This is a genomic window from Jannaschia sp. W003 (genome assembly GCF_025144335.1).
GTDB lineage: Bacteria > Pseudomonadota > Alphaproteobacteria > Rhodobacterales > Rhodobacteraceae > Jannaschia.
On sequence record NZ_CP083539.1, the window covers coordinates 2506830 to 2520549 of the forward strand.

Genomic DNA, 13720 nt, shown 5'->3' on the forward strand with positions numbered 1-13720 from the left:
CCTCAGGCGGCGCGCAGCAGGGCGCGCGCGGCGGCGCGCGCGGCGTCCGTGACCGTGTCGCCAGCCAGCATCCGCGCCAGCTCGTCGACGCGGTCGGCCCGGTCCACGGGCACCACGCGGCTGAGGGTCACCTCGCCCTCCACCCGCTTCTCGACGCGCCAGTGCCGCGCACCCAATGCGGCCACCTGCGGCGAGTGGGTCACGACCAGAACCTGCCCGCCCTCGGCCAGCGCCTTGAGCCGGCGGCCCACGGCGTCGGCGGTGGCGCCGCCGACGCCGCGGTCGATCTCGTCGAAGATCAGCGTCATGGAGCGGTCGCCGCCCGTGAGGCAGACCTTCAGGGCCAGGAGGAAGCGCGACAGCTCGCCCCCCGACGCGATCTTGTCGAGCTTGCCCGCGGGCGCGCCGGGGTTGGTGGCGACCTCGAAGGCCACCTCGTCGCGCCCCTCGGGGCCGGGCGTGCCGGGGGCGACGCGCGTGACGAAGACGGCGCGCTCCATCTTGAGTGGCCCCAGCTCGCCGGCCATCGCCGCATCCAGCCGGCCCGCCGCCTCGCGACGCGCCTCGGTCAGCGCGCTGGCGGCGGCGTCGTAGCGCGCCTCGGCCGCGGCCACCGCCTCGGAGAGCTTGCGCATCCCCGGTCCCGACGAATCGAGCAGGTCGAGCTTCCCGCGCAGATCCTCAACCAGCGCGGCGAGATCGTCGGGGGCCACGCCGTGCTTGCGCGCGAGCCCGCGCATGGCGAACAGCCTCTCCTCGGTGCGCTCCAGCTCCGAGGGATCGAAGTCGAGCGCATCGAGCGTCGACTCAACGCCCGCTTGCGCCTCGCCCAGCTCGTTGAGCGCGCGCTCCAGAGCGGCAATCGCCGGGGCGAGGCTGTCGGCGGCCTCCCCTGCCCCCTCCATCCAGCGCAGGGCGTCCACCATGCGCCCCTCGGCCCCGTTGCCGCCGATGGCCTCCAGCGCGCGCGCGACGTCGCCGCGGATCTTCTCGGCGCCCTGCATCAGGCGGCGACGGGCATCGAGCGTGCCCTCCTCGCCCGGCTCGGGGGCGAGCGCGTCCAGCTCGTCCACCGCGTGGCGCAGGAACTCCTCCTCGGAGCGGGTCGCCTCGACCTGCGCCTGCGCGGCCCGGAGCGCCTTGCGGGCGGCGGACAGCTCGGCCCAGGCGGCGCGCACCGAAGCGAGGTCCACGCCCGCGAAGGCGTCGAGCAGCGCGCGGTGGCCAGCCGCATCGAGCAGCCCGCGATCGTCGTGCTGGCCGTGCAGCTCCAGCAGCGTGTCGGAAAGCTGGCGTAGCACCTCGCCGGTGACGCGGGTGCCGTTGACCCAGGCGGTCTTGCGTCCCTCGGCGGTGTTCACCCGGCGCAGCAGCAGCTCGCCGTCCTCGGCCTCGATGCCCGCCTCGGCCAACACCGCGCGCGCCGCGTGGCCCTCGGGCAGGTCGAAGCCCGCCGTCACCTCGCCCTGCGCGGCGCCAGCGCGCACGAGGGCCGCACGGCCCCGCCAGCCCAGCACGAAGCCGAGCGAATCCAGAAGGATCGACTTGCCCGCACCGGTCTCGCCCGTGAGCACGTTGAGGCCTGGACCGAGCTCCAGCGAGAGCCGGTCGATGATGAGCATGTCGCGTATGTCGAGGGAGCGGAGCATCGGCATCCACATAGCGGCGCGGCGGCACCGCTGCCAGCGCCGAGCGCATCCGTGCGCCCCGGAAAGCGAGCGCGGATGCACGGGCGGGGGCGATAGGCCCCCCGCTAGAGCCAGTTGCCGGCGATGGTCTGCCGATAGATCTCCGCCAGCCAGTTCGAGCCGCGCGCCTCGAGCGGCAGCCCGCGTCCGGTGAGCTGCCCGTAGGCGTCCTGGTAGAATGGCGAGCCGCGGAAGTTGTGGCCGAGGATCGCGCCCGCGGTCTGCGCCTCGGCGTTCAGGCCGAGCGACAGGTACGCCTCCACCAGCCGCATCAGCGCCTCGGGGGTGTGCGAGGTCGTCTCGAACTCCTCGACCACGGCGCGGAAGCGGTTGATGGCGGCCGCGTGGTGGCCGCGCTTCAGGTAGTAGCGCCCGATCTCCATCTCCTTCGCCGCGAGGTGGTCGAAGGCGAGGTCGAACTTCAGCATCGCCGAGCGGGCGTATTCCGAGTCCGGGTAGCGCTCGATCACCTCGCGCAGGCCCTGGAGCGCCTGGAAGGTCAGGCCCTGGTCGCGGCCGACGAGGTCTATCTGGTCGTAGTAGCTGAGCGCGAGCAGGTACTGCGCGTAGGCTGCGTCCCCGTCGGCGGGATAGAAGTCGAGGAAGCGCTGGGCGGCGGCGCGGGCGCTCTCATAATCGCGCGCCTCGTGGTAGGCGAAGGCCTGCATGATCAGCGCGCGCCGGGCGAAGTCCGAGTAGGGATAGAGGCGCTCCACTTCCGAGAAGAGCTGCGCCGCGCCCTCGGGGTCGTTCTGTGCGAGCTCGGCCTCGGCGCGCACGAAGATCACGTCGGGCGCGGTGTCCTCGAGCGCGACGTCGGCGTCTCCGCCGCCGCATCCGGCGAGCGCGGCGAGCGCGAGTCCCGCCGCGGCGAGCTTGATCGTTGCCATGCGTCCCGGCCCCCGTCCGTCCGTCCCGGCGCGCACCCTAGCCCCGCCCGCCGGGGGTGTGAAGCGGGGTGGCGTCACGTCCGCGAAGGCCGGGGCCGATTGATGCCCGTCAGACGTGGGCGAAGCGGTCGTGCTCCAGCCCGGCGCCCGGAAGGATGCGGCATTCCTCGGTCGAGAGCGTGCGGATGCGGTAGGCCAGCGGGTCGGCGAACAGGGCGTGGAGCAGCTTGTTGGTCATGGCGTGGCCCGCGCGGATGCCCTCGTAGCGGCCGAGGATCGGCGCGCCGGCGAGCGCGAGGTCGCCCAGGGCGTCGAGCATCTTATGGCGCACCGCCTCGTCGCCGTGGCGCAGGCCGCCGGGGTTGAGGACGCGGTCGCCGTCCACCACCACCGCGTTGGCCAGCGTGCCGCCGAGCGCCTTGCCGGCGGCGCGCATGGCGTCCACGTCGGCCTGGCGGCAGAAGGTGCGGCTGTCGCACAGCTCGCGCACGAAGGTGCCGTTCGACAGGCGCAGCACCTTGTGCTGGTGGCCGATGGCGCGGTCCGCGAAGTCGATCGAGAAGTCGATCTCCAGCTCGTCGGCGGGCATGAGCGCAGCGGAGGCGCCGTTCTCGTGCACGGCCACGCGGCGCAGCACCTCGATGGCGTGGACCGGGGCCGCGAGGCGGCGGACGCCAACGGCGAGGATCGCGCGCACGAACCCGACCGCAGAGCCGTCGAGGATGGGAACCTCGGGGCCGTCGACCTCGACGATGGCGTTGAGGACGCCGCAGCCCGCGAGGGCGGCCATGACGTGCTCCACGGTGGAGACCGAAACGCCGGCCTCGTTCACGAGCAGCGTGCAGAGCGGCGAGCGGACCACCGCGTCGTGGCGCGCGGGGATCATCGTGTTGCCCGACATGTCGGAGCGGCGGAACCAGATGCCGTGGTGGGCACCCGCGGGATGAATCGACAGACGCGCCGGGCGGCCGGTGTGGAGGCCGGTGCCGGAGAGATGGATCGGAGCGTTGACCGTGGTCTGCATGGTGCTGCCTTCCCGTAGGGTGCGAGCGTCCCGCCGGGTCGCTGCAAGGGTCAGGTAGGCGCAGGGGGCATTCCACTCAATTCAACCTCGGTTACGGGTTGAAACGTTGGCGCCCGGCGCTTCGGCCAGATCGCGCGTACGAAGGCGCGACGGCCGATTCCGCCAATGGATCAAGGGGTTTGCCGGGCAACACGCGCCGGCGCGTCCCGCCGGACGCCGGTCAATTCGTGAACGCGCGAATGGGCCGAAACGCGAAGCGGCGGCCTCCGATCCGGAGGCCGCCGCCGTGCGACGCGAGGGAGAACGCGTCTGCCGTCAGTTCGCCTGGCGGCGCAGGAAGGCGGGGATCTCGATCCGCTCCTCGTCGCCGTCGCGCGATTCGGGCGCGCGGGGGGCCGGCGCGGCGGGCTGGTGCGCCGCGTGCCCGTGATCGGGCGCGCCGGTCATGCGGTTGATGAGGCTGCCGATGCCGAAGCGCGCCGGGTCCTGCCCGCGATGGGCGGCCTCGGGCGCTGCCGGGGCGCGGGGCGCGTCGCCGCGCGCCTCGCCCTTCTGCACGGCCGCGCGCAGGCGGTCCATGGCCTCGGCGGTGGGCACGCCGGCCCGGGGCGCGGCCACGGGGGCCTGCGGCGCGGGCGCGGGCGCCTCGGCAGCCTCGGCCGGGGCGCTGCGGGGCTCGCGGTCGAAGAAGGACGCCGCGGTGGCTTCCTCCTCGGCGGCGTGCTGGGCCTCCATCGCGTCGAAGAACGAGGCCGGGGCGCCGGCGGCGGCCGGGGCGACCGCCTCGGGGGCGGTCATCGTGCGGCCGGCCTCGACCATCGGGCGCGGCGCGGCGGGCATCGGCGCGGGGGCCGGCTCGGGCTCCTCGACGGCCACCGGGGCGGCGACGGGCGCGGCGGACCCGGCGAGGCGGCGGCGCGGCAGCGGCATCTCGGAGGAGGCCACGGCGTCGATGCCGGTGGCGACCACGGACACGCGCATCACGCCTTCCATCGACGGATCGAGCGTGGAGCCGACGATGATGTTGGCGTCCTCGTCGACCTGCTCGCGGATGGCGTTGGCGGCCTCGTCCATCTCGAAGAGGGTGAGGTCGTAGCCGCCGGTGATGTTGATCAGCACGCCCTGCGCGCCCTTGAGCGACAGCTCGTCGAGCAGCGGGTTGGCGATGGCCTTCTCGGCGGCCTGCACGGCGCGGTCCTCGCCCTCGGCCTCGCCGGTGCCCATCATGGCCTTGCCCATCTCGTCCATCACCGAGCGCACGTCGGCGAAGTCGAGGTTGATCATGCCGGGCCGGACCATGAGGTCGGTCACGCCCTTCACGCCCTGGTAGAGCACGTCGTCGGCGAGGCTGAACGCCTCGGTGAAGGTGGTGCGCTCGTTGGCGAGGCGGAACAGGTTCTGGTTCGGGATGATGATGAGGGTGTCCACGACCTTCTGGAGCGCCTCGACGCCCTCCTCGGCCTGGCGCATGCGCTTGGAGCCCTCGAAGGCGAACGGCTTGGTCACGACGCCCACGGTGAGGATGCCCAGCTCGCGGGCGGCCTGGGCGATGATCGGCGCGGCGCCGGTGCCGGTGCCGCCGCCCATGCCGGCGGTGATGAAGCACATGTGGGCGCCGGCGAGGCGGTCCACGATCTCCTCGATGGTCTCCTCGGCGGCGGAGGCGCCGACCGACGGACGGGCGCCCGCGCCGAGGCCCTCGGTCACGCGGACGCCGAGCTGGATGCGCGCGGGCGCCTTGTTCTGCTGCAGGGCCTGGGCATCGGTGTTCGCGCAGACGAACTCGACCCCCTCCAGGTCCTTCTCGATCATGTTGTTGACCGCGTTCCCGCCGGCGCCGCCGACGCCGAAGACCGTGATGCGCGGACGCAAGTCGTGCTCGGGCGCGCCGCCCGGCATGGAGAGGTTCAATGTCATCGCTCGATCCACCTGTGTTGTCCCGGACACCGCCTAGCGTCCAACTGCCTAACCGCTTTTCCGCGTTGTTATCCCCAGACCGTAACCCGCCTAAGGCGGCGCGTCACCCCGGAACGAATCGCTGTGTTGCGAAAACCTCACCAGTTGTCGCGAAACCACCGCACTGCGCGGCGAAGACTCCGGTGGGAGTGGCGTGCGGGTTGCGCGTCGAAGTCCCAGAACTCGTCCTGCGGCTCGGCGCCCTGCATGCAAAGGCCCACGGCGGCGGCGAAGGCCGGCCCCTTGGCGGCCTCGGGCAGGCCCTGGACCCGCAGCGGGCGGCCGAGGCGCACCTGGTTGCCGAAGATGCGCGCGGCCAGCCCGTCGAGCCCGGGCAGCTGACTCGCCCCCCCGGTGAGCACGATGCGCTGGCCGGGCAGCGATCCGAAGCCCGCGCGGTCGAGCCGCATGCGCGCCTCCTCGAGGATCTCCTCGACCCGGGGGCGGATGATGCCGATCAGCTCCGTGCGGGTGACCGAGCGACGGTCGTGGTGCCAGTCGCCGGTCTCGGCCTCCAGAGGGATGACCTCGCGATCATCCACGCCGGTCGCGTGGACCCCGCCGAAGCGGCACTTGATGCTCTCGGCCATCTCGCGCGGCACGCGCAGGCCCTGGCTGATGTCGGAGGTGACGTGCTCGCCGCCCATGCGGACGGTGTCCGCATAGACCATGTGGCGACGGCAGAAGATCGACACGCCGGTGGTGCCCCCGCCGAGGTCGATGCAGGCGGCGCCCAGTTCCTTCTCGTCCTCGACCAGCGCCGAGGTCGCGGCCGCATACGGCGCGGAGGCGAGGCCCGCGACCTCCAGGTCGCAGCGGTGCAGGCAGGTCAGGAGGTTCTCGATCGCGTGGTCGTCGACCGACAGCAGGTGCATGTCGGCGCGGAGCATCTCGCCGGTCTGGCCGCGCGGATCGCGCAGGGTGGTGCGGTGGTCGAGGCCGAAGTTCACGGGCTGCGCGTGGAGCACCTCGCGGCCCGGTCCGAGGTCAGGCGTGTCGATCGAGGCGAGCACGCGGCCCACGTCGTGAACCGTGCAAGGCCCATGCTCCAGCATCACCTCGCCCGACAGACCGTAGGAGCCGGGGCGTCCGCCCGAGAAGCAGGCGATCACGTGATCCACGCGCACGCCGGCCATCTTCTGCGCGCCCTGCACCGCGGTGCGGATGGCGCGCTCGGTCTCGGGCATGGAGTCGACCTCGCCCATGGCGACCCCGCGCGAGCGGGTGGTGGTGGCGCCGATCACGCGGAAGTTCGACTGCCCCGCCATGTGACCCACGCCCTCGCCCTGGGGCGTGTTCTCCTCGAAGCGCAGCACGAGGCAGGCGGTCTTGTAGGTGCCGACGTCGAGGATGGCGATCACGCCTCGCTGCAGTGCGGCCATGCGCTTGCGCCGCATGGCGCGCTGGGCATGGTACAGTCGGCTCATTCCTGATCTCCCTCGGTGTCGTAGCTCAGGCGCTCCAGCTCCTGGAGGCGCACGAGTTCGGTGCGTGCGGCGGCCGAGAGCCGCAGCGTGGGGCGGTGGCGCAGGCGCAGGTCCAGCGCGGCGACGTCGCGGCCGAGCACGTCCTTCGCGGCGTGCATGGCCAGCGCCCGGTCCAGCGCCTCGGCGGGCGCGGCCTCGGGCAGGAGGATGCGCTGCCCGCCGGTCATCTTGACGTCCCAGCGGCGCCCGCCGACGCGCACCAGCCCGACGAAGCGGTCCTGCACCGGGCGGGCCGCCTCGATCAGCGCCAGGGCCTCGGGCACGTGGTCGCCCGCGCCCTCGCCCGCGATGAGGGGCAGCGCGCCGGCCGAGGAGACGTCCTCGAGCGTGGCGACGCGCGTTCCGGTGGCGTCGAGCACGTCAACGCCCTGCTCCGTGATCCAGGCGACGGCAGGCGTGCGCTCGGTGACGCGCAGCAGCAGCACCCCGCCCGCCCGCACCCGCACCTCGGCCTGTCGCACCGGGTCGAGCTGCTCGAGCGCGGCGCGCACCTGGGCGGTGTCGATCTTCCACTGGCTCAGGGGCAGCTCGATGGGCAGCGCCTCGCCGATGTCCGCCTGGAGCTGCTCGGAGGCGCCCTCGATCCGCAGGAGCCCGACCATGAACTCGGGCCGGTCCTGCACGGCGTTCACGGCGTCGGTCCAGCCCTGGGCGATGGCCTCGATGCGGGTCTCGTCGTTCACGTACCATGTGAACAGGAAGACGAAGCCGAACGACGGGATGCCGGTACGGATCAGCGCGCGGAACAGCGGCGTGAGCCAGAGCCGCTCCAGCCGGTAGGACCATTTCGACGGCGCCGGATCGCCCGCGCCCCTCACCCGTGCCATGCGTCCTCCACCAGCATCCGGCAGAGCGCGCCGAAGGAGATGCCGGCCTCGGCGGCCTGCTCGGGGGTCAGCGAGGTCGGCGTCATGCCGGGCTGGGTGTTGGTCTCCAGGATCACGAGGCCCGCGCCGCCCTCGTCCCAGCGGAAGTCGGTGCGGCTGACGGAGCGGCAGCCCAGCGCGGCATGGGCGCGCAGCGCGAAGTCGCGGCAGGCCTCGGCCACGTCCGCGGGGATCTCGGCCGGGATCACGTGACGCGAGCCGCCCTCGGCGTACTTCGCCTCGTAGTCGTACCAGCCGTCGGTGACGATCTCGGTCACCGCTAGGGCGCGGTCGCGCAGCACGGTGCAGGTCAGCTCGCGGCCCGCGACGTAGGCCTCCACCATCACGCTGTCCGGCATGGTGTCGGCCAGCGCGGGCGGCCTGTTCGCACCCTCGGCGACGATGTAGATGCCCACCGAGGAGCCCTCGTCGTTGGGCTTGACCACGTAGGGCGGCGGCAGCACGTGGCGCGCCTGCGCCTCCGCGCGGGGGACGATCACGCTCCGGGCGACCGGCAGTCCGGCCGCGGCCAGCACGTCCTTGGTGCGGGTCTTGTCCATGGCCAGCGCAGAGGCCAGCACGCCGGAATGGGTGTAGCGCAGGCCCATCCAGTCCAGCAGGCCCTGCACCGTGCCGTCCTCGCCCCAGCGGCCGTGGAGCGCGTTGAAGCACACGTCGGGACGCAGCTCGGCGAGGCGCGCGGCGAGGTCCCGGTCCGCATCGACCTCGGTGACGCGGAAGCCCTCGCCGCGCAGCGCCGAAGCGCAGCCGCGTCCCGTCGACAGCGACACCTCGCGCTCCGACGACCAGCCGCCCATGAGGACGACGATATGCTGGGGGGATTCGCCCGCCATGCCCGTTCTACCGCCTCTGCCCGGAGCCTTCGTGGGCCCCTTGTCACCTGCCCGCGGTCTCTGCTGGACCGCCTAGGGCTTTGCGGGTTCTCCGACCCGTCTGATTTCCCACTCTAGGCGTATTCCCGCCTTGTGGAAAACCCTTTTCCGGACCTCTTCCCCCAACGTCTCGAGGTCCGATGCCGTGGCGCCACCATCGTTGACGAGGAAGTTGGGGTGCTTCTCGCTCATCACCGCGCCGCCGTGGCGGGCGCCGCGCATGCCGGCGTCGTCGATCACCTTCCACGCCTTGAGATCGTGCACGTCGTCGGCCCGGCCCGTGGAGCTGTGGCCCGCCGGGTTGCGGAACGTCGAGCCGGCGCTGCGCTCCTTCGTGGGCTGCGAGGCGTCGCGCCGGGCGAGCTGCTCCTGCATGCGCCGCTCCAGAGCCTCCGGGTCGTCCTCGGGCGGGCGGAACGTGGCTCGCGTGATCACGCAGCCGTCGGGCAGCGCGGAGGACCGGTAGCGCAGATCCAGATCGGCGGCGGGGATCGTCACCGCGGCGCCCGCCCGCATGACGGCCTCCACCTCGACCAGCACGTCAGAGACGTAGGCGCCGTAGCATCCCGCGTTCATCCGCACCGCGCCGCCGATCGAGCCGGGGATGGTGCGCAGGAAGGTCAGGTCGCGGCCCACGCCCGCGCAGCGGCGCGCCACATGGGCGTCGAGCGCGGCGGCGCCGGCGTGGACGAGGCCGTCGTCGATGGCGATTTCGTTGAAGCCGCGGCCCAGCCGGATCACCACGGCGCGGATGCCGCCGTCGCGCACGATGAGGTTCGAGCCGACGCCCATGGGGAAGACGTCCACCTCCGGGGGCAGCGCGGCGAGGAAGTCCTGGAGGTCGGCGCGGTCCGCCGGCTGGAACAGCGCGTCGGCCGGCCCGCCCACGCGCAGCCAGGTCAGCGACGCCAGATCGCGCCCCTCGGTCAGGGTGCCGCGCACCTCGGGGTAGGTCATCCGATGATCCTCCGCCTGAGCCAGCGCAGCCCGTAGCGCAGCGGCCAGCGCAGCACCAGAGCGGCGACGGCGAGGCCGGCGAGCGCCCCGCCCGCCCCCGCCTCGGCGCCGAGCCATGCGATCAGCGGCACGAGCAGCGCGACGAGGCCGTAGGCCGCGGGCCAGGACTGCCGCGCGGTCAGAACCGACTGCAGCACCCAGGCCAGCACGACCCAGAGGCAGAGCGCGGCGAGGGCCACGGGCGGCCGCTCAGGCGGCGACCCTGGCGAGCCGATCGGCCAAGCCGGTGGCCCAGGCCGAGATGGTGCCGGCGCCGAGGCAGATCACGATGTCGCCGGGGCGCGCCTGCTCGCGCACGAGGCGCTCGAGGTCGTCCTCGCCGTCGACCGCGCGGGCGTGGCGGTGACCGGTTCCGATCAGCCCGGCGACGAGGCTCGCCTGGTCGGCGCCCTCGATGGGCTCCTCGCCTGCCGCGTAGACCGGGGCGATGCCCACCACGTCGGCCTCCGCGAAGCAGCCGCAGAAGTCGTCGAAGAGGGTGGAGAGGCGCGAGTAGCGGTGCGGCTGGTGCACCGCGATCACCCGGCCCCCGTCGCCGATGGCCTGCCGCGCGGCCTTCAGCACGGCGGCGATCTCCACCGGATGGTGGCCGTAGTCGTCGATGATCGGCACGCCGCGCCATTCGCCCACGCGGGTGAAGCGCCGCCCCACCCCGCCGAAGCTCGCCAGCCCCTCGCGGATCACGTCGCGCGCCACGCCCAGCTCGCGCGCCACGGCCACGGCGGCCAGCGCGTTCGAGACGTTGTGGTCGCCCGGCATAGGCAGCGAGCAGCCCTCGATCACCGCGTCCTCGGCCTGCAGCGCTATGTCGAACCGCGCGATGCCCGCCTCGTAGTGCAGGTTCACGGCGCGGATGTCGGCCTGGGCATTGAACCCGTAGGTCACGACCCGGCGGTCCGAGACGCGGCGCACGAGGGCGCGGACCTCGGCGTGGTCGGTGCACAGCACGGCCAGGCCGTAGAACGGAATGTTCGACACGAAGTCAGTGAAGCCCCGGCGCAGGTTCTCGATGTCGCCCCAGTGCTCCATGTGCTCGGGGTCGATGTTGGTGACGATGGCGATGGTGGCCGGCAGGCGGTTGAAGGTGCCGTCGGACTCGTCGGCCTCGACCACCATCCACTCGCCCCCGCCCTCGCGGGCGTTGGACCCGTAGGCGTGGATGATGCCGCCGTTGATGACCGTGGGATCGAGCTTGCCCGCGTCGAGCAGCGCCGAGACCATCGTCGTGGTGGTGGTTTTGCCGTGGGTGCCGGCCACGGCGACGTTGGACTTCAGGCGCATCAGCTCGGCCAGCATCTCGGCGCGGCGCACCACGGGCAGGCCGCGGGCGCGCGCCGCGTCCAGCTCCGGGTTGCCGGGCTTGATCGCCGAGGAGATCACCACGACCTCGGCGCCGTCGAGGTTGGCAGCGTCCTGGCCGATGAACACCCGCGCCCCCTTCTCGCCGAGGCGGTCGGTTATCTTGGAGCGCTTCAGGTCCGAACCCTGCACGGCGAAGCCCTGCCCGAGCAGCACCTCGGCGATGCCCGACATTCCGATGCCGCCGATGCCCACGAAGTGGATCGGGCCGGTCTGGCTGGGAAGCTTGGTTCGGTTCATGATCTCTCCGCCAGTTGCTCGCACAAATCCGCCAAGCGCCCTACCGCATCGACCACCGCGACGGAATGGGCGGCGCGCGCCATGCGCGAGGCGCCGTCGCCGTCGGCGAGGATCAGCCCGACCTGCTCCGCCAGGATGGCGGGCGTCATCCGCCGCTCGGGCACCAGGATCGCCGCCCCCGCCTCCACCAGCGCGCGGGCGTTGGCGGTCTGCTCGTCGCGGATCGCGGCGGCCAGGGGCACGAGGATCGAGGGGCGCCCGATCATCGCGAGGTCGGCCACCGTGGAGGCGCCCGAGCGCGCGATCACGAGCTGCGCGTCGGCCATGCGGCGCGGCATGTCGTCGAAGAACTCCACCACCTCGGCGCGCATCCCGATCTCGGCGTAGGCGGTCTCGACGCGCGCGACGTCCTCGGGGCGGGCCTGGTGGGCGACGCGCAGGTTGCGCCGCGTCTCGTCGGGCAGGAGGCGCATCGCCTCGGGCACGACGTCCGAGAGGATGCGCGCGCCCTGGCTGCCGCCGGTCACGAGCACCGTCATGGGAAGGTCGCCGGGCGCGATGTAGGGCGCGTTCTCGCGCGCCCGAATCGCGCTGCGCACCGGGTTGCCGACGTGCAGCCCCTCCACGCCCTCCGGCAGCGCCGTGGGCCACGTGCCGCAGGCCACGACGTCGACGCGCCGGGCAAAGACCTGGTTGACCCGGCCCAGCACGCCGTTCTGCTCGTGGATCAGGGTGGGCAGCTTCAGCAGCGCGGCGGCCGCTAGCGCCGGGATCGAGGGGTAGCCGCCGAAGCCTGCCACCACGTCGGGCCGGTCGCCGCGGAAGCTGCGCATGGCCCGCCACGTGCCGCTCGCGAGGCGCAGGGGCACCGCCGCCTTCGCCGCCATCCCGCCCCGCGCGAAGGTGGCCGCGGGCACGACCTCGACCGGCACGTCGTCGGGAAAGCCCCGGCTGTAGCGCGCGCCGCGCTCGTCGGTCGACAGGGTCACGCGCCAGCCGCGATCGAGCATCTCCTCGGCGAGGCTCTGGGCGGGGAACATGTGCCCGCCGGTGCCGCCCGCGGCGATGACGAGGTGCCGGCTCATCGCGAGCTGCTCAGCAGCACGTCGCCGATCTCGTTTTGCGGCCGAAGGCGCGTGAAGCACAGCAGCATCCCCGCCAGACCCCCCATCGCGATCAGCGACGAGCCCCCGTAGGAGACGAAGGGCAGCGTCATGCCCTTGGCGGGCAGGAGGCGCACCGCCACCCCGAGGTTGATGAAGGCCTGCGCGGCGATCAGCACCGTGAGCCCCGTTCCCGCCAGCCGGGCGAACATGTCGCGCTCGCGCGTCAGGCGCATCAGCGAGCGCAGCGTGATCGTCGCGAAGAGCGCGGTGACGAACAGCACCATCAGCAGGCCGTACTCCTCGGCGGCGACGGCGATGATGAAGTCGGTGTGGGCATCGGGCAGGGTCCACTTCACGGTGCCCTCGTTCACGCCCGCGCCGAAGAAGCCCCCCTCGCGGATGGCGTTGGTCGCGTAGCCCATCTGCGTGCGCGGATCGATCTCCGGGTCGAGGAAGCCGTCGATGCGGCGGGCGAAGTGCTCGGAGTTGTGGTAGCTCACGATGCCGGCCAGCCCGACGAACACGATCACGGCGGTGATCAGCACGATCGGCGCGCCGGCCACGAAGTAGACGGCGGACCAGGCGATCACGTGAAGCATCGCCTGCCCGAAGTCGGGCTGCGCGGCGAGGAAGGCCAGGATCACGAGGGTGATGCAGGCGGAGATGGTCTTGCCCGGCGGGCCTCCCGGCACGTGGGAGGCGGCCATGAGCCACGCGGTCACCACCACGAAGCAGGGCTTGAGGAACTCCGAGGGCTGCACGCTCGCGAAGCCGAACGAGAACCAGCGCACCGCGCCCTTGCCGAAGTCGGTGCCCGCGACGGGCAGCAGCATCACCGCGGCAAGCGTAATCGCGAAGGCGACCACGGCGAGGCGCCGGACCACCGAGGGGCGCATCATCGAGGTCACCAGCATCACCGCGAAGGCCATGACGCCGAACACGATCTGTCGCTCCACGTAGTGGAACTGCGGCAGGCCGTTGCGCTCGGCCAGCGGCACGCTCGCGGCCAGCCCCAGCAGGATGCCCACGGCGAACAGCGCCACGAGGCACCCCAGCACCACCTTGTCCACGGTGCGCCACCAGCGCGAGAGGATGGCCTCGCCCGGCAGGGCCACGACGGTCCCGTGCGCGATCTCTGTCATTGAACTGCCCGCATCTGCCCGCCCGGGTTGTCCCGGGTCTGTCCCCCGAGTG

Annotated in this window: 12 protein-coding genes; all 12 read right to left on the reverse strand. The window is 72.7% G+C overall.

Annotated features, from left to right (window positions below):
- Positions 1–2: 2 nt before the first annotated feature.
- Positions 3–1649: a DNA repair protein RecN gene (gene recN, locus K3554_RS12290; RefSeq protein WP_259940645.1), complete on the reverse strand. Its 1647-nt coding sequence runs from the start codon at positions 1647–1649 to the stop codon at positions 3–5.
- 104 nt (positions 1650–1753) lie between these two features.
- Positions 1754–2578 carry an outer membrane protein assembly factor BamD gene (locus K3554_RS12295; RefSeq protein ID WP_259940646.1) on the reverse strand — a complete coding sequence of 275 codons (825 nt, stop codon included), beginning with the start codon at positions 2576–2578 and terminating at the stop codon, positions 1754–1756.
- A gap of 109 nt (positions 2579–2687) precedes the next feature.
- The gene (gene lpxC / locus K3554_RS12300) at positions 2688–3602 is read right to left on the reverse strand and encodes a UDP-3-O-acyl-N-acetylglucosamine deacetylase (protein ID WP_259940647.1); all 915 of its coding nucleotides are present in this window, start codon (positions 3600–3602) and stop codon (positions 2688–2690) included.
- A gap of 315 nt (positions 3603–3917) precedes the next feature.
- Positions 3918–5519 carry a cell division protein FtsZ gene (gene ftsZ, locus K3554_RS12305; protein ID WP_259940648.1) on the reverse strand — a complete coding sequence of 534 codons (1602 nt, stop codon included), beginning with the start codon at positions 5517–5519 and terminating at the stop codon, positions 3918–3920.
- A 137-nt stretch (positions 5520–5656) separates the two neighbouring features.
- A complete protein-coding gene (ftsA, locus tag K3554_RS12310; protein ID WP_259940649.1) occupies positions 5657–6985 on the reverse strand; it encodes a cell division protein FtsA in 1329 nt (442 codons plus the stop codon).
- A complete protein-coding gene (locus tag K3554_RS12315) occupies positions 6982–7872 on the reverse strand; it encodes a cell division protein FtsQ/DivIB (protein WP_259940650.1) in 891 nt (296 codons plus the stop codon). The genes ftsA and K3554_RS12315 overlap by 4 nt, the downstream gene beginning before the upstream one ends.
- Positions 7860–8765 carry a D-alanine--D-alanine ligase gene (locus tag K3554_RS12320; RefSeq protein WP_259940651.1) on the reverse strand — a complete coding sequence of 302 codons (906 nt, stop codon included), beginning with the start codon at positions 8763–8765 and terminating at the stop codon, positions 7860–7862. The genes K3554_RS12315 and K3554_RS12320 overlap by 13 nt, the downstream gene beginning before the upstream one ends.
- A 72-nt stretch (positions 8766–8837) precedes the next feature.
- Positions 8838–9761, reverse strand: coding sequence for a UDP-N-acetylmuramate dehydrogenase (murB, locus tag K3554_RS12325; protein WP_259940652.1), 924 nt, complete (start codon positions 9759–9761; stop codon positions 8838–8840).
- Positions 9758–10000, reverse strand: a complete 243-nt coding sequence (locus K3554_RS12330; RefSeq protein ID WP_259940653.1) for a DUF2484 family protein — start codon at positions 9998–10000, stop codon at positions 9758–9760. Before K3554_RS12330 ends, murB begins: the two co-directional genes overlap by 4 nt.
- A 10-nt stretch (positions 10001–10010) precedes the next feature.
- Positions 10011–11420: a UDP-N-acetylmuramate--L-alanine ligase gene (murC, locus tag K3554_RS12335; protein WP_259940655.1), complete on the reverse strand. Its 1410-nt coding sequence runs from the start codon at positions 11418–11420 to the stop codon at positions 10011–10013.
- Positions 11417–12505: a glycosyltransferase gene (locus tag K3554_RS12340; protein WP_259940657.1), complete on the reverse strand. Its 1089-nt coding sequence runs from the start codon at positions 12503–12505 to the stop codon at positions 11417–11419. Before K3554_RS12340 ends, murC begins: the two co-directional genes overlap by 4 nt.
- A complete protein-coding gene (locus K3554_RS12345; protein ID WP_259940659.1) occupies positions 12502–13668 on the reverse strand; it encodes a putative peptidoglycan glycosyltransferase FtsW in 1167 nt (388 codons plus the stop codon). Before K3554_RS12345 ends, K3554_RS12340 begins: the two co-directional genes overlap by 4 nt.
- Positions 13669–13720 lie beyond the last annotated feature (52 nt).

What these genes read in the sequence shown, in the direction of transcription:
- recN (WP_259940645.1), bottom strand. Translation starts at nt 1,649, where the DNA reads ATGCTCCGCTCCCTCGACATACGCGACATGCTCATCATCGACCGGCTC.
- K3554_RS12295 (WP_259940646.1), bottom strand. Translation starts at nt 2,578, where the DNA reads ATGGCAACGATCAAGCTCGCCGCGGCGGGACTCGCGCTCGCCGCGCTC.
- lpxC (WP_259940647.1), bottom strand. Translation starts at nt 3,602, where the DNA reads ATGCAGACCACGGTCAACGCTCCGATCCATCTCTCCGGCACCGGCCTC.
- ftsZ (WP_259940648.1), bottom strand. Translation starts at nt 5,519, where the DNA reads ATGACATTGAACCTCTCCATGCCGGGCGGCGCGCCCGAGCACGACTTG.
- ftsA (WP_259940649.1), bottom strand. Translation starts at nt 6,985, where the DNA reads ATGAGCCGACTGTACCATGCCCAGCGCGCCATGCGGCGCAAGCGCATG.
- K3554_RS12315 (WP_259940650.1), bottom strand. Translation starts at nt 7,872, where the DNA reads ATGGCACGGGTGAGGGGCGCGGGCGATCCGGCGCCGTCGAAATGGTCC.
- K3554_RS12320 (WP_259940651.1), bottom strand. Translation starts at nt 8,765, where the DNA reads ATGGCGGGCGAATCCCCCCAGCATATCGTCGTCCTCATGGGCGGCTGG.
- murB (WP_259940652.1), bottom strand. Translation starts at nt 9,761, where the DNA reads ATGACCTACCCCGAGGTGCGCGGCACCCTGACCGAGGGGCGCGATCTG.
- murC (WP_259940655.1), bottom strand. Translation starts at nt 11,420, where the DNA reads ATGAACCGAACCAAGCTTCCCAGCCAGACCGGCCCGATCCACTTCGTG.
- K3554_RS12340 (WP_259940657.1), bottom strand. Translation starts at nt 12,505, where the DNA reads ATGAGCCGGCACCTCGTCATCGCCGCGGGCGGCACCGGCGGGCACATG.
- K3554_RS12345 (WP_259940659.1), bottom strand. Translation starts at nt 13,668, where the DNA reads ATGACAGAGATCGCGCACGGGACCGTCGTGGCCCTGCCGGGCGAGGCC.